This window comes from Thermogemmatispora carboxidivorans, from assembly GCF_000702505.1.
Lineage (GTDB): Bacteria > Chloroflexota > Ktedonobacteria > Ktedonobacterales > Ktedonobacteraceae > Thermogemmatispora > Thermogemmatispora carboxidivorans.
Genome location: NZ_JNIM01000001.1, coordinates 3,047,918 through 3,067,367 on the forward strand (window position 1 = coordinate 3,047,918; position 19,450 = coordinate 3,067,367).

Annotated in this window: 10 protein-coding genes and 2 tRNA genes; 5 read left to right on the forward strand and 7 right to left on the reverse strand. The window is 60.6% G+C overall.

The genetic code is table 11. The features are described from left to right. Positions 1 to 10 precede the first annotated feature (10 nt). From N688_RS11990 to rpoC, 4 genes are all read left to right on the forward strand, one after another. The gene (locus tag N688_RS11990) at positions 11 to 3,013 is read left to right on the forward strand and encodes a helicase HerA domain-containing protein (protein ID WP_052889504.1); all 3,003 of its coding nucleotides are present in this window, start codon (positions 11 to 13) and stop codon (positions 3,011 to 3,013) included. 525 nt (positions 3,014 to 3,538) lie between these two features. Next, positions 3,539 to 6,733, forward strand: coding sequence for a type IV secretory system conjugative DNA transfer family protein (locus tag N688_RS12000; RefSeq protein WP_052889506.1), 3,195 nt, complete (start codon positions 3,539 to 3,541; stop codon positions 6,731 to 6,733). Then, the gene (locus tag N688_RS12005; RefSeq protein ID WP_052889507.1) at positions 6,733 to 8,817 is read left to right on the forward strand and encodes a replication-relaxation family protein; all 2,085 of its coding nucleotides are present in this window, start codon (positions 6,733 to 6,735) and stop codon (positions 8,815 to 8,817) included. The genes N688_RS12000 and N688_RS12005 overlap by 1 nt, the downstream gene beginning before the upstream one ends. 427 nt (positions 8,818 to 9,244) lie before the next feature. Further along, positions 9,245 to 12,769 carry a DNA-directed RNA polymerase subunit beta' gene (gene rpoC / locus N688_RS12010; RefSeq protein WP_052889508.1) on the forward strand — a complete coding sequence of 1,175 codons (3,525 nt, stop codon included), beginning with the start codon at positions 9,245 to 9,247 and terminating at the stop codon, positions 12,767 to 12,769. Positions 12,770 to 13,134: 365 nt separating this feature from the next. Here rpoC and N688_RS22835 read toward each other — a convergent pair whose 3' ends face one another. Further along, positions 13,135 to 13,323: a hypothetical protein gene (locus tag N688_RS22835; protein WP_238321082.1), complete on the reverse strand. Its 189-nt coding sequence runs from the start codon at positions 13,321 to 13,323 to the stop codon at positions 13,135 to 13,137. A gap of 619 nt (positions 13,324 to 13,942) precedes the next feature. Here N688_RS22835 and N688_RS12020 point away from each other — a divergent pair. After that, the gene (locus tag N688_RS12020; protein WP_052889510.1) at positions 13,943 to 14,956 is read left to right on the forward strand and encodes an AfsR/SARP family transcriptional regulator; all 1,014 of its coding nucleotides are present in this window, start codon (positions 13,943 to 13,945) and stop codon (positions 14,954 to 14,956) included. Between the two features lie 260 nt (positions 14,957 to 15,216). On the opposite strand, the gene N688_RS12025 is transcribed toward N688_RS12020, so the two are convergent. From N688_RS12025 to N688_RS23185, 6 genes are all read right to left on the reverse strand, one after another. Next, a complete protein-coding gene (locus tag N688_RS12025; protein WP_052889511.1) occupies positions 15,217 to 16,383 on the reverse strand; it encodes a tyrosine-type recombinase/integrase in 1,167 nt (388 codons plus the stop codon). A 413-nt stretch (positions 16,384 to 16,796) separates the two neighbouring features. Further along, positions 16,797 to 17,765, reverse strand: a complete 969-nt coding sequence (locus tag N688_RS12030) for a tyrosine-type recombinase/integrase (protein WP_052889512.1) — start codon at positions 17,763 to 17,765, stop codon at positions 16,797 to 16,799. A gap of 195 nt (positions 17,766 to 17,960) precedes the next feature. Continuing rightward, positions 17,961 to 18,033 (reverse strand) — tRNA-Gly (locus N688_RS12035). A 62-nt stretch (positions 18,034 to 18,095) separates the two neighbouring features. Next, positions 18,096 to 18,168 (reverse strand) — tRNA-Pro (locus N688_RS12040). Between the two features lie 195 nt (positions 18,169 to 18,363). Further along, complete coding sequence (locus N688_RS12045; protein ID WP_052889513.1) at positions 18,364 to 18,822, reverse strand: hypothetical protein; 459 nt, start codon at positions 18,820 to 18,822, stop codon at positions 18,364 to 18,366. Positions 18,823 to 19,007: 185 nt separating this feature from the next. Next, positions 19,008 to 19,397 (reverse strand): response regulator transcription factor, encoded by a 390-nt coding sequence (locus N688_RS23185; RefSeq protein WP_052889514.1) that lies wholly within the window; start codon positions 19,395 to 19,397, stop codon positions 19,008 to 19,010. Between the last annotated feature and the right edge of the window lie 53 nt (positions 19,398 to 19,450).

Here is a 19,450-nt window from a genome sequence, read left to right on the forward strand (position 1 = left end):
GGCACATCGTATGCAAGAACACGAAGGGAATCCGCTGGTCAAAGCTGTCCCGACCCACCTCTTCCAGTTTGAAGAGAAGATTTTCGGGATGTCTTTGCAGCAGCTGCTCACTGACATTGGTGCAGGGGTGGGCCTGTTCACACTCACTGCAGAACTCTCAGTGGTCACGCGCATCGTGGTGTGCGTACTGCTCGCAGTGCCAGTACTCATTCTGGTGCATGGGCAGGTTGACGGCCAGCCATTGTTACAATGGCTCTACCTGTATGCCCGGTTCCTGTTTCTCCCCAAGGAGACGAGCTGGCAGTCTACCGAGGCACGTGCCTTGAACAGATCGAGCAAGGTCCCTACCGTTCAGACGACCTGGATTCACCTGGATCACCTGTCTGGGGGAATGATGGGATACAGCGAGCCAGGTGGCACAAGCAGGAACCGAGGGCGTTACTGGGTAGTCCTGGAGGTGGAAGGTCGCAACATCCGCTATCTGCCGGATGCAGAACAGGTTCGGATCTACGGGCACTTCGAGCGCTTCCTGACGGGCTGCGAGTTCCGGCTCCAGTTCATCTCGTTGATCGAGCAGGTACAGCCGGCAGCCTACCCGGCGCTGAGTGCGCAGCGGGAGGCTGTGCTTGCTCTTCAGAGGAGCACACCGCGTCTGGCGAGGCTCCAGCAAGCCAGCGTCGCGTTCCAGCAGCGGCACCTGCAGAGCTGCACCATCACGCGCCATTTCGTGGTCATCTCCGTCTCGGCTCGTGAGGAGGTGCTTCGGCGTCGCACCGATGGAGCCAGGCGGGGCCTGATCAGTACACTGCTCCGCCTGCTCGTGCCCAAGGCAGAGGGGGTCATCACTCGCGAAGAGGTGCTCGATCAGTTGCGCATCCGCACGTCGGTCGTGAAAAAGCTGTGTCAGCAGCTCGAAGTTCGGGCGTGGCTGCTCGATGACCCGGACCTCCTTCGCCTGTTTGCATCCTGCCTGGCGCCTGGGGCCGAGGTTCCCACCTTCCGCGCGGAGGACCTGGATGAGGCTGCTCAAGCGGCTTGCTCTCTGGCCAGGCCCGGAGGGGCAAAGGGATCAGGCCAGTTCGGGCCTGGACACCGCTGGAAGTCCCTTCGTGGGCTTCATGGCACAGTGGTCTACGAAAGCAGAGGCGAAGCAGACTGCTTCGAGGCCGCAGCCCGCCACCTGGCTGATCTGGTAGCGCCATCCCGCATCAAGATTCACCCAGACATGCTGGAGGTCACCGTCCGGGGCAAGACGCGCTACCAGCGCTACTTGAGCGTGACCGGGTACTGCCATCAGTTGCACTGCGGCTGGCTGGCAGATCTCTCCGAGCTGGGGCTGCCGATGGTAATCTCCAGTTCCTTTGAGCCTCTCGATACCGCCTTCATGATCGCACGCCTGGAGCTGCACCTGGTCAAGCTAGAGAGCCAGCGGCTCTCGGACCAAAAGATGCTCAAGATCACGAAGGCCAATCAGAGCGTCGAGGCGGAGCAGGTGCGCCGCGTCTTGCGTGAGCTGGCTGCACGGCGCATGAAGGTCTTCGCCACGAACCTCATCATTGGCATCCATGCAGGAAGCCGAGAGCGCCTGGAACAACGTTCCCATTACCTGCTCTCGCACCTGCGCCAAAAGCAGCTGCGCGTGCGCGCGTGTCGCCGACGCCACGATGTCGGCCTTCAGCTGAGTCTGCCGGTCTGCCCGCCTTTAGACCTCTCCCAGACGGTGAACTTGCCCAGCGACGCTCTCTCCACGTTCCTGCACGCCAGTTCAGGCGTGGTGGGCACGCCGACGGGCGTCTTTCTGGGGTTCATCGGCTCTGGGTTCAGCCGCCGCCCGGTGTACTTCAATCCCTGGTCGGAGGAGCGTAAGATTCCCAATCCCCATGTCGTCGTGGTCGGCGAGACGGGCATGGGCAAAAGCTGGCTGGGCAAGACCTTGGTGACCGGCTTGATGGGCATGGGCATCGCTGACGTGGTGGTCCTGGACCGCGACGATGATTACTTGCCGCTGCACGAATTCCTGGGAGAGGAGTGCCAGCGCTATAATCTGGCGCGCGGCTGCCCGATCAACTTTTTTGATCTGCCCTTTGCCCCCAGCGATGTCGATCCAGCCGATCCGTTGGATCGACTGGCCGAGTTTCTGGATAATCACCTGTTGGTAGGACTGGCTCTCCTGATTTGCGATACCGAGACCACGCTTTCGAAACTCGAAGAGGCGTATCTGATGGCCGTGGCGCGCGCAACGTATGCCGCCAAAGGCCTGACCAGCGAGGCGATCCGACGCGATCCAACGACGTTACTGCTCCCAGCTCCGACACTCGCCGATTTTCTGCAGACTATGAAACAGATGCCGGCGTCGTCCAAGACGATGCGCCAATCGCTCATCGAGCGTCTGGAAAAGGCATCTTATCTTTTTCGCAGCGAAACGAGTATTCGGCTGCACACACCGCTCACGATCTTCTCCATCCATGACCTCGACGAGAAGTGGTATCCGCTGATGACCTTCGTAGTCCAGAACTTCCTGTATCGTCACCGGGCGCTGCGAGGAGATGAGCGCTACCTGGCTTACATCGTTGAGGAGGCATCCTACATGCTGCGCCATCCAGCAGGGCGCAGATACCTCGAAAGCGGGTCCCGGGGGTTCAGAAAGCTCGGGATCGCTCAATTCACGCTCTCGCAGCATCCACGGGACTTTCTAGAGGAGGGGCAAGTCATCCTGGCCAACGCCGGTACAGCGTTCTTCCTCGGCATGCAGCGCAACGGTGCGGAAAAGCTCCATCTTTCGCCAGAGCTGGAGCGCACCTTGACCGAAGCTGTTCCGGGCCAGGCAGTCATGCGCTGCGGCAACGAATACGCGGCCATCCAGATTGCAGCCATTCCTCTGCACCGCACGCTCTTCACCACCGATCCCCAGGAGCGCAAGAAGATTCGTGTGCCTGCCAGGAGGGAAGAGCAAGCGTCTGCTGGCACGAATCGCTCCCCACGAAAGGACGAGGTGCATGCGAAACCCTCTTAAGGCAAAGGCCGGAGACGCTCAGCCGATCCCCTGTCTTCGCCTGATTGCTTACGTGCTACAGCGGCTCAAGAAGCCGTTTGTACAGCATCTGATCAGGCTGGTGCTCATCACGCTACTCGCCGGCGCGATTGGATGGACGCTGTGGCGTGCAAACCCCGGGATCTCCTTTCCCTCGCAGGCGCTGCTCCTCGCGGGCAAGATCGGCTGCTGGGTGGGAAGTGTGGGAAGAGCTGTGTTGCGGTAACACCCACACGCTCCGGTGCACGTTCTGCCGGGTCAGGGAGGCACGGAACGCGGTACTGGAGCGTGGCCGGGGAGAACACAGATGATGACCTCTCTCATTTCGCCCGACCTCATCCGAGGTCTCTACCGGGATGGCTGCTCCTTTCGCCCCTCCCGGTGGGACCCACGGAGATCATGCCCGGCTGCAGGCCGATGGCCTCCCACACTTGTTCGGGGTCACGCTGCGAGCCGGGTCTTTCTCGGCTTCATTGAACATCAGTGTATAGGGAAAGAGGCAGGATCATGCGAACATCATCGGGGCTGCCGCAGCAAGGCAGCAGCCCGCCTGAAGCGCTATTAGCCAGGCAGGGTCATTTACGTGGCTCCCCTCATCTGCTCATGATTGTGCCGCATGCGGAAGGCGAACGTCAGGCCGCCGCGATGGAGAACTGGTTTCAGGCGTGCTCGTCAGACGAGGCGTTTGCCCTGGAGCTGGCAGGAACTCGTCGCGAGCAGGTGTTTCTGCTTCGCGCCTCGTCGCATGAGCAACTGACGCTCCTTGCTCAGCAATTCCATGCCCAATACCCACAGGCGGAGCAGCAGCGGGTGGTGTCCGGGGCCGACCCGCTGCTGCTCCGTCCGGGAGAACATGCAGTGGTCGGTGAGTTCGCTCTGGCTCAGCCCGCCTGGATGCCGCTGAAGCATTTTGGCGGGAAGGCGCTCGCTGAGCCAGGCAATGACCCGCTCGCCGGCATTCTGGCAGCAATGGAGCCTCTTGCTTCCGGGGAGCGGATTGTCTCTCAACTGGCCTTAATGCGAGCTCCAGAGGGGTGGATCTCCCGCTATGTGCGCAAGAGCGTCGAGCACCCGCTTCAGGAAGAACGCAACCAACAGACGGCCCTGCGCTACGGAACAAGCCCTGACGTGGCGGAGAGCAGGGAAGGGCTGAAAGTATTGCTCGGCCTCTTCGGGGCACTCGCGATCATCGTTGGTTTACGGTGGTACCAGGCGGGGTTCTGGCCTCTTCTGGTCACCCTGGCAGTTCTGGCGTTTCTCGCCGCGGTCGGCCTTGCCTGGTGGCGGCTCAGGCGGAAACGCGGCGAGATCTATGATATGAAGCTGGTCGCAGAGAAGCTGGTGCGGGCAGCGTTCTACTGTCAATTGCGCGTCATCGTCATTGGACAGGTCACACTCTCCTCCGAGCAGCAGCTCCGCACACATCTGGCTCGCCTGGAGGTGGCATATCGGCAATTTACCCTGGCCTCCGCCAACAGCCTCTATCTCAAGCATGTCCGGCACCTCACAGCGACACAGAGGCGAGCCAAGTCGCTTCTTGACCCTGGTTCCGCGTTTCCTTATCACCACCCCCTTCTCCGCCTGCTGCATGGGGCACCAACCAAAGATGTATGGAATGGCTTAGAGCTGTCGGGGGCCTTCCACCTCCCACAGGAAGTAACAGATCTGCCGCTGGTCAGACGCCTCACAGTCAAACGCCTCCTGGCTTCTCCCGAGATTGCCTACCAGATCGAACACCAGCCCGCCCCTCTCCCACCAGCTCTGATTGGGCACTCCCGCCAGCGGGGCTATTGCGTCCCAGTCTACGTGCCCTACAGCACGTTGTTCGCCCACAAATTCCTGGTGGCAAGATCCCGATATGGGAAATCCACGCTGATGGCTCTTCTTATCCAGGCTGTCATGCAGCCCGTGCAGGATGGGAGCACGCAGCCTGGCGTGTTTGTGATCGACCCCCACCGTGATCTGATCGAGGAGCTGCTGCTGCTGATTCCCGAGCAGCGAGCCAGAGACGTTCTGCTGCTGGATATGACCGACCTGCAGTTTCCTGTGGCCCTCAATCCCCTTGACGCCAGTATGGGCTTCACACGCGACCAGGCCATTGCCAACCTGGTCTCCAGCTTCAAGCAGATCTGGTCTGACACCTGGGGACCACGGATGGAGCATTTTCTCAAGAATGTGTGTTTGCTGCTGTACACGCTCAATGAGCACCTGGTCAACGCCGGCAGAGCAGAAGAGCAGTTTACGCTCCTCGACATCAACCCGCTGTTGCAGTATCAGGACTATGCCCTGGCCGTGCTGCACCAGCTCGATCCAGCCGACCCCTGGCATCAGGAGCTGCTCGCGTGGTGGCAGAACACGTACTTTTTGCTGCCAAAAGCCTCGACCTTCCGCCAGGAAATCATCATGCCCATCTTGACGAAACTGGGAAGCTTCAACGACAATCAACACCTGCGCAGGATCGTGGGCCAGCCGGTCACGCGCGCCCCCATCCACGAAGCGGTCACAGCCGGCAAGATTGTGCTGTGCGCGCTTTCAGCGCGCGATATGGATGATACCAGCCTCAACATCTTGGGGAGCACGCTGATCAATCTCCTCAGACGCAGTTTCCGTCTCCAGGAAGCGACCGAGCCACAACAGAGAAGGCCCATCTTCCTGGCGATTGATGAGTTCCAGGCATTTAGCGGGGCAGACATTGCGAAGATTCTGGCGGAGGATGCGAAGTATGGCTGTGCCGCCTTGCTGGCGACCCAGTTCCTCAAGGAGCTGGACATCGTGAAAAAGGGCCTGCTTGATACGGTGCTGGCCAACTGTGAAAACCTGTGGGCCTTTAACGTCAGTGCCTCAGATGCCAGGATTCTGGAAGAGGAATTACACAATAAGGTGACGCCCAGGCACATCATTTCCCAGCCCAGGCTGCACTGCTACGCGCGTCTCGCGTTGCCAGGCCACCCGCTGCAGATTGTTTCAATCGAGCTCATCCGGCCTCCCTCCTGGAACAGGACCCCTTCACAGCTGGGACGAGCACGCGCCATCCGACACGTCAACCAGCGCCGCTACCAGTCCGCCGGGGAGATAGACCGTGCCCATGCTGACCATATACGTCGCTTCCTGGATGTCCAATCGTTCGCCCTCAAGATTGATCAGGAAGTGCGCAAAACGCAGGCGTACCGCCAGCGTCGGGCAGCAGCAGATCAGCTCGCCGCTCAGCAGCTCCAGGCTCAGACAACGTCCCTTGCCGGACAGCAGGGCCTGCCTCCTGCTTCTCTGGCAGCACGCTCCCCTCAGTCCACTCTTGCTGGCGGGTCAGCCCCTCCCCGCATCTCGTCCGTGGCGTGCCCAGCTGCGCCTGCTCAGGGGAGGGGTTCTTCTGTTCCCATACAGACCAGGACACAGGTCGATGCCCCCACGGGATCGCTGTCGACGAGTCCCTCCCCCGCAAGGGGAGAGGCTTCCGACCCGGGAGAGCAGGGCGAGCGTAAGCGAAGAAGCCATCCGCGAAGCCGTCGCAAAAAGCGCCTCTCTGCCATCCAGAAAACGCCCGTGGGACTGCCCCCCCCCATTCTGCCAGACGAGGTCCCTGATGACCGCGACCGGATGGACACGGACCGGAATGGTCCGCAGGAGCGACGCCCCTCGATCTCATGGGAGAGCACACATGGCTCCTTCGAGGAGGAAGGGAAAGAGCGCGGGGAGAGGGCCTGATGACCAGGCGACGAGGAACGGCAGCAGCAGAGGGCCTGCATACCACGCTCCCTGGCCTCCCTTCTTCCCTCAAGAAGCAGGTGATCTCCGCTGCGTGCCATGCCCCAGCGCTGCATGCCCGGACGCCACGCCAGATTCTCTACTGGCTTACCTGGCTCCCGCTGCTTTCTGCTCTCGAACTGGCGCGGCTGGTCAGGCGCGATGGGCAGACCACGCGAGGCCACCTGCTCCAGTTAGAGCGGCTCCAGCTGGTAGCCCATGTGGTCTGTGACGAGCCAGAGTGGTCACCGCGCCACTACCGCTATTATCTCACTGATCTGGGGCTGTACACCCTGGCAGCTCTCTATCCGGAGGCTTCTCAGGTCACAGCTTCCCAACTGGCCCGCAGTTATCCGGTAACGCGCCAGGACCTGCTGGCGCGTTTGGCCAGACTCCCGGTTCACCTGATCCTGTCTGAACTGGTCAGCCGTCTGCTGGCCGAGTGTCCTCCAGGCTACCAGCTGACTGGCTACCAGCACCCCTGCGAACAGAGCTACCCAGCATCCAGTCGGCGGCACCGCTGGGCCTCTGATGCGGCCTTCCTCCTGGCTGCTCCTGACGGGACCCACCATGCCTTCTCTCTGTGGGTTGACCAGCCAGAGCGGCAGTTGAGTCAGAAGGAAGCGCTCGCCTGGCTCCGGCGCCTGGCAGAGCTGCAGGCCGCGGCCCGGCTGGTGGGGGAGAGTCTCCCTCCCCAGCTGATTCTCACGGAGCGCGTCCGCATCCCGCTCTGGCTTGAGCAGCTTGAGCAGGCCTGGGAGCTCAGGGCGCTGAAGAGCAGCCTGCCTCCCTGTGCCCTTGCCGATTACCACGATCTTTCTTCGCAGGGAGCGTTTACCCCTTTGTGGCTTCCCATTGAGACAGGCTCATCCAGCGAGATCAGGAGCACGGCCCCTCGGAGTCGTGTTTCGCTCCTGGCGCTCTGCCAGCAGGGTGCCGCAGGTCCGCTGACCCTGATCGAGGGTCTTACTCGCCCGTTGCCCCGTCACCCAGAGTGTCTTGCCGAGGAGGGTGGCGCCGTTTCTGAGCACGCTCACAGGCTCCCTCGCTATGTCTATGAATCCCTACAAGCAGAGGCCGAACGGCTGTGCCCACAGCAACGTCAGGACCTCCCTGCCATCAGCCGGGAAATTGCCCGCGAGTTTGCCGGCGCTCCAGTAGAGCGCACCCGCATGGCTGCCCTCCTGACCCTCCAGCTCTCCGCACAGCAGAAGCAAATTTTATCTATTCTAGCACGTCACCCCTGGATGTCTCTGCCAGATATACAAATGCAGCTCTCGCCGGGGTATCCTGACCCACGCCTGATACAACGCCACCTCAAAGCGCTGCTGGCGCAAGAGCTCGTTAGTCTTTCCACATGGACGGGAAGTCGCTCCTGGCAAGAGCGTGAACGCTACGTGCTCACCGAGACCGGGCTGCGTTACCTGGCCGTCCGTCATGGTGTGCCGTCAACCCAGTACCTTTCGCCTGGCTTGTCGACAAGGCCGGCACCGCTGCTCTCTTCTCTTGAGCAGAGCAGCGGCTGGGTCCAGCGTGGCGTAGGCGATCTCAACAGACAGATGGCGCATACCCAGGGCGTTTACTGGTGTGTTCGCCAGATCACTGCCGCCGGAAGACAAACAGGAACCTATGAGATCCTGGCCTGGCGCAGTGCCCGCGAGGCTATCCGCTGGCCGTGGAATTGCCCTGGTTCCCACAGCCTGCTCATTCGCCCAGATGCGGAACTGCTCTACACTGTCAGGGAGTCTTCAGCCCTCTACCGCCTCCTGCTCGAATATGATCGCGGCACCACCTCTGCACGGGAATATACACAGAAGTTCGCCGCATACGCCGACTACCAGGATGAGACACGAACGATTCTGCCCCCAATTGTCGTGGTTGCTCAGAGCGAGCAGACGTGCGTCACCATAGAGCGCGTGCTTCGAGAGATCCAGGCGCGTATGCTCCCAGTCGTGCTGTTGCTCGCAGACGAGGTGAGGCGCACAGGGCTTCACAGCCTCCTCCCACAACTCCTTGCCCTGACGAGCCTGTCCTCAGTGTGCTGATTTCTTCTTCCTTTTCCTGTTCCACTCCGGCCTCGGGCCAGCTCCCTCCTCAGAAGCCTGATGGCCCTCTGGCCCAGCCAGAGCAGTTGGAGGGAGTCGACTGCCGTCCTCCATGTCTCCAGCCCCTTGCTCCTCAGTGGCTTCCTGCACGACGCCTTCACAGGGAGGATCTTCTCCCTGCCGCTCCCGCCATCGTGCCAGCGTTTGGCCCTTCCCTTCCCACCCTCCTCCCGTCAGATTCCTGCGCTGTTCCCGCCGGTTCCCCGTGGTCCTTGGGTAGACTCGATCAGGCTGGCACATGTCAGCCAACGCGCAGCATCCGTGGCTGATGACTATGAGAAATCGAAGGGCGGCACCAGGCATCCTGGTTGATCCTGCTTGCAGGTGCTGTCGTGCTGTCCCTCGCGTAGAGAAAGGAGTCATGCCCATGTCTGTCTATGAACGCATGAGCGTTCTGCGCCTGTCCGTGGCCTCTCCCCAGCACATTCGTTCGTGGAGCTTTGGGGAAGTCACTCGTCCCGAGACCATTCACTCACTGACCCAGAAACCTGTTCCAGGAGGACTCTTTTGCGAGCGCATCTTCGGACCGTGCCAGGACTGGACCTGTTCCTGTGGCAAATACACATACACCCATAAACGGACACCTGGCTTTCAGTGCGCAATCTGTGGTGTGGAGCTCACCGAACGCCGCGTGCGCCGGGAACGCATGGGACATATCGAGCTGTGCACCCCGGTCGCTCACCCCTGGTTTGTCGAGGCCATCGCCGCGTTGCTCAACCTCTCGCCCAGACACCTGGCAGCGGTGCTCACCTATGCTGCGGCACTCGTGACCCAGATTGACGAAGAGCAGTATAGACGCCTCCTCGCCCAGCCGGCACAGGCGTTCTCAGAGCCTGGGGATGTGATCTGGCTTCGCTCGCTTACCGTGGGAACAATGCTCGATGACACACAGGTGAGGACGCTGACACAGCGCTTTCCCTCTCTGCTCCGGGTTGAGTGCGGAGCAGGAGCTGTCCATGCCCTACTCGCCTCGCTGGATCTGGAAGCACTGGCTCGCTCTTTGAGACACTCCTTAAGTGCCAGCTCTGTCCAGACCAGGCAGCATACGCTCAAACGCCTGCATCTGGTCGAGGCCGTGCGGGCTGCTGGAATCAATCCGGCCTGGATGATCCTCTCTGTCCTGCCAGTCCTTCCTCCTGACCTGCGCCCGCTCGTCTCACTCGATGGCAGCAAATATGCTACCTCGGATATCAACCTCCTCTATGCACGCATCATTTATCGCAATAACCGTCTTAAGCGGTTACTGACTGTTGGTGCTCCCGATCTCATCCTGAACCACGAGCGACGCCTCCTGCAGGAGGCATGCACAGCGCTCTTTAGCAACGAACAGATGGCGCATCCCGCACTCGGACCGACAGGAAAGCCACTGCAGAGTCTGGCCCATCGTCTTCAGGGCAAACAGGGACGCTTTCGTCAGAACCTGCTTGGCAAGCGCGTCGACTACTCTGGCCGCTCCGTTATCGTGGCGGGTGATCCCCAGCTCAAGTTGCATCAATGTGGGTTGCCCAAAAGCATGTGCGTGGAGCTCTTTCAGCCATTCTTGATTCGAAAGCTGCTGGAGCGCAACCTTGCTGCGACTGTGCCCGCGGCCAGGCGGCTGCTGAAGCCCTCCCTCAGGTTAGACCCGGTGGTTTGGGACGTGCTCGAAGAGGTCCTGCAAGGGAAGGTCGTCCTGCTGAATCGCGCTCCGACACTGCACCGTCTCAACATTCAGGCGTTCGAGGTCCTGCCAATGGAGGGCAAGACTATCCGGCTGCACCCGCTGGTGTGCGCTGCCTTCAATGCTGACTTCGATGGAGACCAGATGGCGGTCCACCTCCCGCTGTCAGAGCGGGCCCAGGCAGAGGCCCGCCAGCTTCTCCTCTCGACACGCAACCTGCGCGGACCTGCCACCGGCGAGCTCTCTATCGCCCTCTCCCAGGACATCGTTCTGGGGTTGTTCTACCTGACGCAGGACCAGCCCCAGGAGCGGGCCGCCTCTTCTCCCAGACACTGCTTCGCCGACGCCAATGAGGCTCAGCTGGCTCTGGCCCACCAGGTGATCACGCTCCACACCCCTATTGTGGTGCGGCTCTCTGATGCCTGTCTCTATACGGAGCCCGGGCAGAGGAGCGCTCTGCCTCACCGGCGGCGCGTGGAGACCACGGTCGGACGTCTCATCTTCAACGAGACCCTCCCCTCTTCCTTGCGCTTTCGCAATTATCCCATGACTAAAGAGCTGCTCAAACAACTGCTCGCTGAGTGCCTTCAGTGCTGTGGCTCAGAGGCAACCGTGCACCTCGCCGATGCGCTGAAACAGCTCGGTTTCGCCTACGCCACCAGGAGTGGCATCAGCTTTGCCTTCAGCGATATTACCGTGCCCCCGGAGAAAGACACGAAGCTGCAACAGGCCGAGGTAGACGCAGCGGCTCTAGAGGAGCAGGTAGCGCTTGGCATGATTACAGAACAAGAGCGGGATCGAGCGCTGATTTCGCTCTGGTCACAAGCCACGGAGGCGATCAGCCACAGCCTTGAAAGCCATCTTGACCCGCGAGGAAACCTGGCAACCATTCTGACGTCTGGTGCGACCAAGGCGAAGTTACAACAAATTCGCCAGCTCGGGGGTATCCGGGGTCTCCTGGCTAACCCCGCAGGGGAAATCATCCCCATCCCCATCAAAGGGAACTACCTGGAAGGACTGCAGCCCTGGGAAGTCTTCATCGCAGCGTCGGGGGCAAGAAAAGGCTTTATGGATCGCTCCCTCAATACGGCGCGTGCTGGGTACCTGATGCGCAGGCTCGTTGAGGCTGGCATGGACGTCTGGATCACGATGGAGGACTGTGGGACACAGAAGGCTATTTCCATCGCCAGCGATGAGGAGCAGGAGCCAGACGCTCCAGAGATGACACGTCGCCTCGTTGGGCGCGTGCTCTCAGACGAGCAGGCGGGATTGGCTCGGGGCACGCTCCTCACCGAGCGGCTCGTCGCGGAGCTGTGCGCACGCGGTGTGCGTGCCGTACGAGTGCGTTCACCGCTCAGGTGTGAAGCCCCTTACGGTCTCTGTCAGCGCTGTTATGGTCTCGATCTGGCCTCCGGCGAGCTGGTACGACAGGGCACAGCCGTCGGCATCATCGCGGCACAGTCTGTTGGCGAGCCCGGAACCCAGCTCACCATGCGCACGTTCCATAGCGGCGGCATTGCTCAGGTCCAGGGAGACATTCTTGCCGGCCTGCCACATGTCGAAGCACTGTTTGAAGCGCGAAAGCCACGCCTGCCCGCCTTGCTTGCGGAAATCAGCGGGACGGTACACCTGGAGCACGGCCAGGACGGAGGCGTCCGTATCCGGGTGAGGGAGCAGCGGTCTGCACTCCTGGCAGAGCGCAGCTATGACTGTCCCACGAGCAGGGGGGTCTTGGTGAAGGAGGGCGAACAGGTGACCGCTGGCACGCCACTCACGACTGGTCCCATTTGTCCGCATGAGCTGCTGCGCGTGTGTGGCCGGGAAGCAGTCGGTCGCTATCTGGTGCATGAGGTGCATCGGATCTACCGACGACAGGCGGGAGTTGCTCTCAACGAGAAGCACCTTGAATGCCTGGTACGCCAGATGCTTCGCTGTTTGCAGATCGGTGATCCAGGAGACACCACGCTGCTCCCAGGCACCATCCTGGACCGTTTCGCAGTCTTTTCCACCAATGCGGCGATTCTTGCCCAAGGGGGTGCTCCAGCCATCGCTCAGCCGGTGCTGCTTGGGATCACGAAAGCTGCGCTGGTCACTCGCTCCTGGCTCGCGGCAGCCTCCTTTCAAGAGACCCCCCGTATCCTGACTGCCGCAGCGCTTCGAGGGCAGAGCGATACGCTACGTGGCTTCAAAGAGCATCTGATTGTGGGAAGATTGATCCCCCATTGCCTGTGAGCTTCGTCCACGTCTCCTGCTATGTCTCAGTACAGGGCAGGCATCGGAGAAGAGCAACAATCGTCGTGTGTTCGTTGTATACTCTTCACATATGAAAGGATCGAAGAGGGCTGTGATGACACCGGAAGGTGACCACCTCTCTTGTTTCCTGATCAGGCAGAAGCCAGCGCGAGAGCCGCCAGCATGGACCAGGGATGGAGGCGCTGCGACGACGAGTCGAACGGTGACGGCTCCCGGGATGTTCCTGGACAGTTCCTTCCAGTGCCCTCTGTTAGCTCATGCCAGAGGGCAGGCCCTGCGTCGAGAGGGTTGCTGGACCAGTTTTATGGAAAAGAGCACGCTATGCCTCACCATTCAGAGGGAGATCAGCTTCGCAGCACCAGGCGGATCTGGCTCATCACCACACTGATCACCCTGGCTGTCTCTCTGCTCTCGACCGTGCTCTGGACGCTCCCAAACTGGGCACTATTCAGCAAGAACGTGTCGCACTTTCCAGCTCTCTGGCAATTCGAGAGCAATCGCAGCGTGATCATAATCCTGGTCATCAAGGTCATAGCTCCTCTCCTCATCGCTCCGCTTGTGTTTATCGGCTCCTGGCTCTTCCTGACCCTCCGCTTGATCCTGTCCGAAGAGCTATCGGGCAAGCAGAGAGCGCCCGCTCCGACCAGGCAGACGAGGCAGTCCTCTCCGGGTCGCTCACGGATGGTCCGCGGCATCAGGAGGGCTATCTCCCCCCCACTCCCCGGGCGTGGATCTGCCGCTGAGGCACCTCCTCCCCTACCAGGCAGGTCTACGCCCCTCTCCCCCCAGCAGGCCCAACACCCGTCGCCACGCCAACCGGTAGTATCTCCTGGTCAAACGCCATCAGAGCCACGGCTAGCGCCGCTGCTTCCCACGCTGCCCCCCCCACAGCCAGCACAGGAGGGGCCTCCCCCTCCCTATCGAGAGCAGCTGGGGCACCTGCCGAAACCAAAACAGCCGGCCTCTGAGCAGGAGATTCACCGTCCCATCCTCACTGAACTATCCAGATCAGGCTCATCCCCCGAAAGCTCCTCGCTTCCTCTCGCCGTTCCTCTCTCTACTCTTCAGAGTGCTGACCTTCCGACTGATCAGCTATCTGCGCCTCTCCAGAACAGGGAAGGTGAGTACGTCAGGATCTGGCTGCTGAAGGAAGTGCGGATAGAACTGGTAGCCCCCGATGGCAGAAGCGCTCTGGTCCCGCTTGCTCCCAGCGCCAAACGGGTCCAACTGCTGGCCTATCTCGCCTGGCTGCGCGGGGAGCAGGTCAGCCGCGAAAAGCTGCTAGAAGACGTTTTCGGCCACGGCCTTCCCGACGAGGAAGCTACCCCAAAGCGGTTGGGGGAAGCTTTCGATTCTCATCGCAAGTTCCTGCGCAAGGATCTGCGAGAAGCCATCACTCATCTGAATGCAGCCGCAGGCACGGAACTGCTTCCTGCAGACCTGGACGTCTTCAGCACCAGGCAGCGCATGTGGCGCCTGGCTTCTACCTGTCGCGTCATCGACCTGGAAGCTGTGGTTAGCTCACACCAGTTCATCGAAGCCGCACATCACGATGGCCGCCTGGCCAATGGTATTCCCGAAGATGTCAAGCGCGCCTGCGATGTTCTTCTGAAAGCCTATCGCGGAGACTTTCTGGAAGAGATGATTCGGGACTTCCCCGCCGATTTTGATCCCTGGCCTTCGAGTTGGGTACGCAAACCATTCACCCTGTTTCGCGACTACTATCTGCAGGCGCTCTGGTACAGCGCTGAGTACGAACTTCACCAGGGACTGCAACTGGTTGACGCGCCTCTGGAAGAGTCGCGCGGCGAAGACGCCTCCCTCCGTCATCTGCAGCGCGAACATTACGGACGTGCAGCCCAGCTCTATCAGGCATACGCACTACAGAGTGTGAATCACCGGTTTGACACCAAGCTCTCCTTTGCTTCTTTTGGTCAGCCAGGCCGCGCTCCTGGGGAACGGGTCATCATGAGTGAGCGCGCCTTGCGGCGGGCGGCCCAGCTCTATGGCTGGCTCGGCTCCCCCTACCTGCTGGATCAACTCTACACAGCCTACGTGAAGCAGATGCGGCGCCTCTCCTCGGACCAGTGGCGTCCCAGCCCGGAAACGCTGCAGACGATAGAGCAGGCCAGGTCATATACCAGTACCGCTCATCTCCTGCTCTAGGGAACTGGTTGCGCGGCCTCACCAGGCATCGTCCGGCTACCGGGCCGCCTCTCCGGCTGGCAGAGCCAGTGCTCCACGTGAGCTCAAGCCGCATGCGGGTGACCAGCGTGAGGGATCCGTTTGCGCTCTCCAGGTGGCCACGACAAGGATCACAGCCAGGGCACACCACCTGCCTGAATGGAGGCCAGGTGCTCCTGATCGAGCACCTGGCCTCCATCTGTCCGACAGGCAACGCCAGCAGCCAGGCAGCGCTTCCTGCCTCAGTTCCCATCACTGGCCCCCAACTCGCCAGGCGCGCTTTGGCCCGGTTCTAGCTGGCGCGTTGAGAGATGATCTCCAGGGCTATACTTGCGCTTCTGCGCCTGTGTCATGGTATCATTCATGTGCATATAATGATTGACCGTGTCCATATCTTCGTGTCCCAATATGCGCTGGAGACTGAATGGGTCCCCCCCGAGGAGCAGATACTTTACGGCAAAGGTATGTCGCAGGATATGCGGACTCACTCGCTTGGATGTGATCCCGGCTCGCTTTCGCAGCCGCTTGAAGAGCTGCTCTATTCCATTCTTGGTCAGGGGCCAACACGTCTCCGCCAGGAACAGATGCTTCTCTCCGGAACAGCCACACCGTGCCAGTTCCTGCTGATCCGGTCGATGCTGATCCAGGTACGCGAACACATGTTTCTGGCAGTTCTCTCCTAGAGCCACCCGCCGCTCCTTATCGCCCTTCCCCCAGACTGTGATCACACCCTGCTCGCGGTCCACCTTGTCCAGGCACAGGGTGAGCAGTTCCGAGACCCGTATACCCGTATCGTACAACAGCCACAGGATGGCCTGATTGCGCGCCACAGCCCGCTCCGCCAGCCGACCAGTTTCCCTGGGCGTCACACAGGCGGACAGTAATCGTTCGAACTCCTCATCGGTCAGCGTCTCGATCAGAGGACGGCCCACACGGGGAAACAGGACCAGATCAAACACATTCTCTTCCAGCAGATGCCGACGTTCTAGCCAGCGGAAAAAGGCCCGAGCCGAACGCGCATACGTCTGCACTGTGCGATCCGTGCGCCGCCTGCCGTGGGCGCCGCGAGTTGTGCGCAGGTGGGTAAACCAGGCACTGATATCCTCAGCCTCCACCGCCCCGATCTCCGTGACTCCCCGCTGTTGCTGGAGAAACTGCTGCAGAAACGTGAGCGCGGTGCGGTGCCACTCAACGGTCTTAGGACTTCGATTCCCCCCAATCTGATCTTGCAGATAGGCCTCAACGAGTGCCTCGATGCTCCGTCGGCCCGGCTGGCGCCCCACACGCAGCTCTGGCGCGTGTCTGCTCTGCTGTTTGCTTTTTCGTGCCAACTCCTGTTGGCGTCCCGCTCGTACCTTCGCCGCTCTCTCCAGTTTGGCCCGTTGGGCGAGTGCTCGGCGCTCCGTCACACTCGCAGAAGCTTCTCTCCCTGCCCGCCTCCGCCTGGCCCTTGTCCTTTTACTTGCCAGAGAGAGGAGAGAGGACGAAGGAAAGGTCTGGCCCATCGGTGTGCAATCTCCTTTCAAGGCTGCTCTGCTGCTTGCGCAGGGCACGCCAGTCATCGGTCTACCTATCTTGTCTGTCTGCTGAGGAAATCCCTGAGACAGGCAACAGCGAGTCCACCCAGTCCCAGCAGCAAGTAGTGTAGGAGCCTCTCTCTGTCCTGTCTCAGGAGCGAGCCGGGAAGCGACCAGGAAGATCGCAGGTCGCCTCTGGGTCGCTCTTTGGGCCCAGGCGGGAGGCCAGCCACTGTACCGCGGCTGTCAGAGCGCAGGCAAGTCAAGTCCTGGCTCGTCGAAGCAGCGGCAGATGAGTAAGACCTTCAGGACGAGAGGACACGTTTGTCTACCCCGGAAAGGCAGACACGAGAAGCACTGGCCGGCCCTTGCCGAAGGGGAAGCCACCTATGCAAGCAATACACCGCCGGCTCATACGCCTGCGGCCCTGGGACATGGCCCAAAGGGCCTGTCAAGGACGAGTGATGAGCACGACGGCAAAGACGATGATGTGGGAGCATAGAATTCTCTGGTGGATTCCCCATCTCCACGAGCTGGTCGGCAGTGGGGCGATAGTGGTCCACATAGAGCAGCAACGCCTGCAGGGCCTTCCTCCCGAGTGCAATCCGCCGCTCCTCCTTACTGCCTTTCCCATGAGCCAGAGTCATTCCTTTTTTTCGATCCAGACCCACCAGACGCAGGCCGCATAATTCTGCAAGGCGAATGCCTGTATCATAGAGGAGCCACAGGATCGCTCGATTGCGCGCCGCATGGCAGTCCGCCTGGGGGCCAGATTCATCAAGCGACGCACATGCTTTCAGCAGGTGCTTGAGTTCTGCTTCCTCAATGATCCGAATAAGGGGCTTGCCCACCTTGGACATTCTGACATCTGCTGCCGGGGATCGCGAGACATAGCCTCGGGCTTCCAGCCAATTGCAGAAAGCCCGCACGGACCGCGCGTAGGAGTTGACCGAACGAGCAGCCAATCGTTTGCCATGCGCTCCCGTTCGCATACACAGCTCACTGAGCCAGGAGAGCAGATGTACCCGCTCGATCTCTTCCACGATGGCGATGCCCTGCCGCACCAGGAACCGCGCCAACTTGCTCAGCGAGAGCTGGTGCCATTCGAGCGTTTTGGAACCAGGGTTCTGACTGCGATGGTCCAGGGGATATTCCTCAATGCAGTAGCACAGCAGATGTCCTCCCTTGGGAGGAGGTGCATCATGAGGAACCACCGTCTGGCGAGGGATCTGAGGGGAACGCCTGCCTCGCTGTTGGCTGATGCGAGCAGCCACAGGAAACCTCCTTCACAGAGAAAGAGCTTCTAGCCAGGCAGGCACTCACCCATGAGGGAAGACTTGCAGGAGACAGATACTCAACGAGCATTGAGGCAGGCACGCAAGAGCGCAGCCCTACCACTGATCCCCCGCGGGAGGTAGAGGGCCTGTTGGCAGAGAAGCCACCTGAGAACTGGTTTCCTGAATCGAGGGAGCGGGAGACGGGACTCGAACCCGCGACAGCCTGCTTGGAAGGCAGGTACTCTACCACCTGAGTTACTCCCGCCAATCACCATCACAAAACTGGCATTCCGGGCAAAGAGGGACCAGCCACGGCGCTACCACAAATCGGGGTGCGCGGATTTGAACCGCGGACCTCATGGTCCCAAACCATGCGCGCTACCCACTGCGCCACACCCCGTCAGCTGACCAGCCTACTCGCCTCTGCTGCTCACGCTCTTTGCCCAGCCTGCTACAGGTGAGCGTCCGCTTACGACTGTGCATCTGCAACTATAGCACGGCCTCATCTCGCTGTCAAGTAGGATCTCATCCGCCCCACCACGAGAGTGCCCCAAGCGACAAAGCTCCGCCCCGCAGCAGCTCGCACCTCCTGCCCCTATAAATCACGCTTGCGGCGATAGCGCAGCTTTAAGAGGAAAAGCTGCCAGCGAGTCGTTAGCCGCGATAGTCCCTGCTGACGCAAAGGAGTGACTCGGCCCCTGCCATAAAAGGTCGCCGAAGAGTAGCGCGGACGCCGCCCGAGCTGGACGAACAAGACAGCCACTAGGCAGATCAGACTCACAATCGCCATCAGCCCGGTAAAGACCCCAGGGCCTTCCAGGGCATAAGCAAAACCACCCGCGATCAGGGCCGCAATGATACTGAGGAGGAGAAACCACTGAGAGGCATCCAGCGTCCAGGCAACGGCAGGAAAACGCAGACGGGGCAGCGAGAAACGCCAGCGACGACCTGCACGGGAGCGACCGGCAAAGCGCGCCCATCGCGAATCCTGCGACTCGCCCTCTTCTAAGTTCCGGAGGATCTCCTCAATCTCGCGCTCATATCTGTTTGGCATGGCTGTTCTGCTTCCTTGAAGGAACTTGCCAAAAACGCCCCTGCTGATAATGATACCAACTTCTCCGCCATCCCGCAAGGTCACAGCCAGCTTGCCTGCCCCAACACATACCAGCCAACACCCCTCGACACCAGGCGCGCTCAGCGGTCTGGCCTCTACAACCAGACCGCCTGCCTCACTTCATCTCATCCCACCTGGCCTTCACACGACAGCATGCGAAATAGACTCTTGACCTTCTCCACCAGCTCTAATGGATGGAATGGCTTCGTGATATGATCCGCCGCCCCCAGATCAACACTAATGCGCTCATAGATGTGCTCAGCGTGAGCCGTCATAATGATTACCGGTATCTGACGCAAGGCTGGATCATGACGCAAGCGGTTGAAGATCTGATAGCCGTCTAGGCCCGGCATCATGACATCCAGGATGATCAGGTCCGGCCTCTCTACCTCCAGGAGCGCCGCCAGCTGCTTCCCATCCGCCGCTGTGGTGACCGCAAAGCCATTGCGGCTCAGGACAAAGGTGATAATCTCACGCGTCTCTTTATCATCGTCTACTACAATAATATGTTTCATCGTTTGCCTGCCTCTCCCGGCCCTTCCCCTGGCGTACCAGTAGGGCTGACACA

Coding starts and splice junctions, on each gene's coding strand:
- N688_RS11990 (WP_052889504.1), top strand. CDS start 11: ATGCAAGAACACGAAGGGAATCCGCTGGTCAAAGCTGTCCCGACCCAC.
- N688_RS12000 (WP_052889506.1), top strand. CDS start 3,539: ATGCGAACATCATCGGGGCTGCCGCAGCAAGGCAGCAGCCCGCCTGAA.
- N688_RS12005 (WP_052889507.1), top strand. CDS start 6,733: ATGACCAGGCGACGAGGAACGGCAGCAGCAGAGGGCCTGCATACCACG.
- rpoC (WP_052889508.1), top strand. CDS start 9,245: ATGTCTGTCTATGAACGCATGAGCGTTCTGCGCCTGTCCGTGGCCTCT.
- N688_RS22835 (WP_238321082.1), bottom strand. CDS start 13,323: ATGACCTTGATGACCAGGATTATGATCACGCTGCGATTGCTCTCGAAT.
- N688_RS12045 (WP_052889513.1), bottom strand. CDS start 18,822: ATGCCAAACAGATATGAGCGCGAGATTGAGGAGATCCTCCGGAACTTA.
- N688_RS23185 (WP_052889514.1), bottom strand. CDS start 19,397: ATGAAACATATTATTGTAGTAGACGATGATAAAGAGACGCGTGAGATT.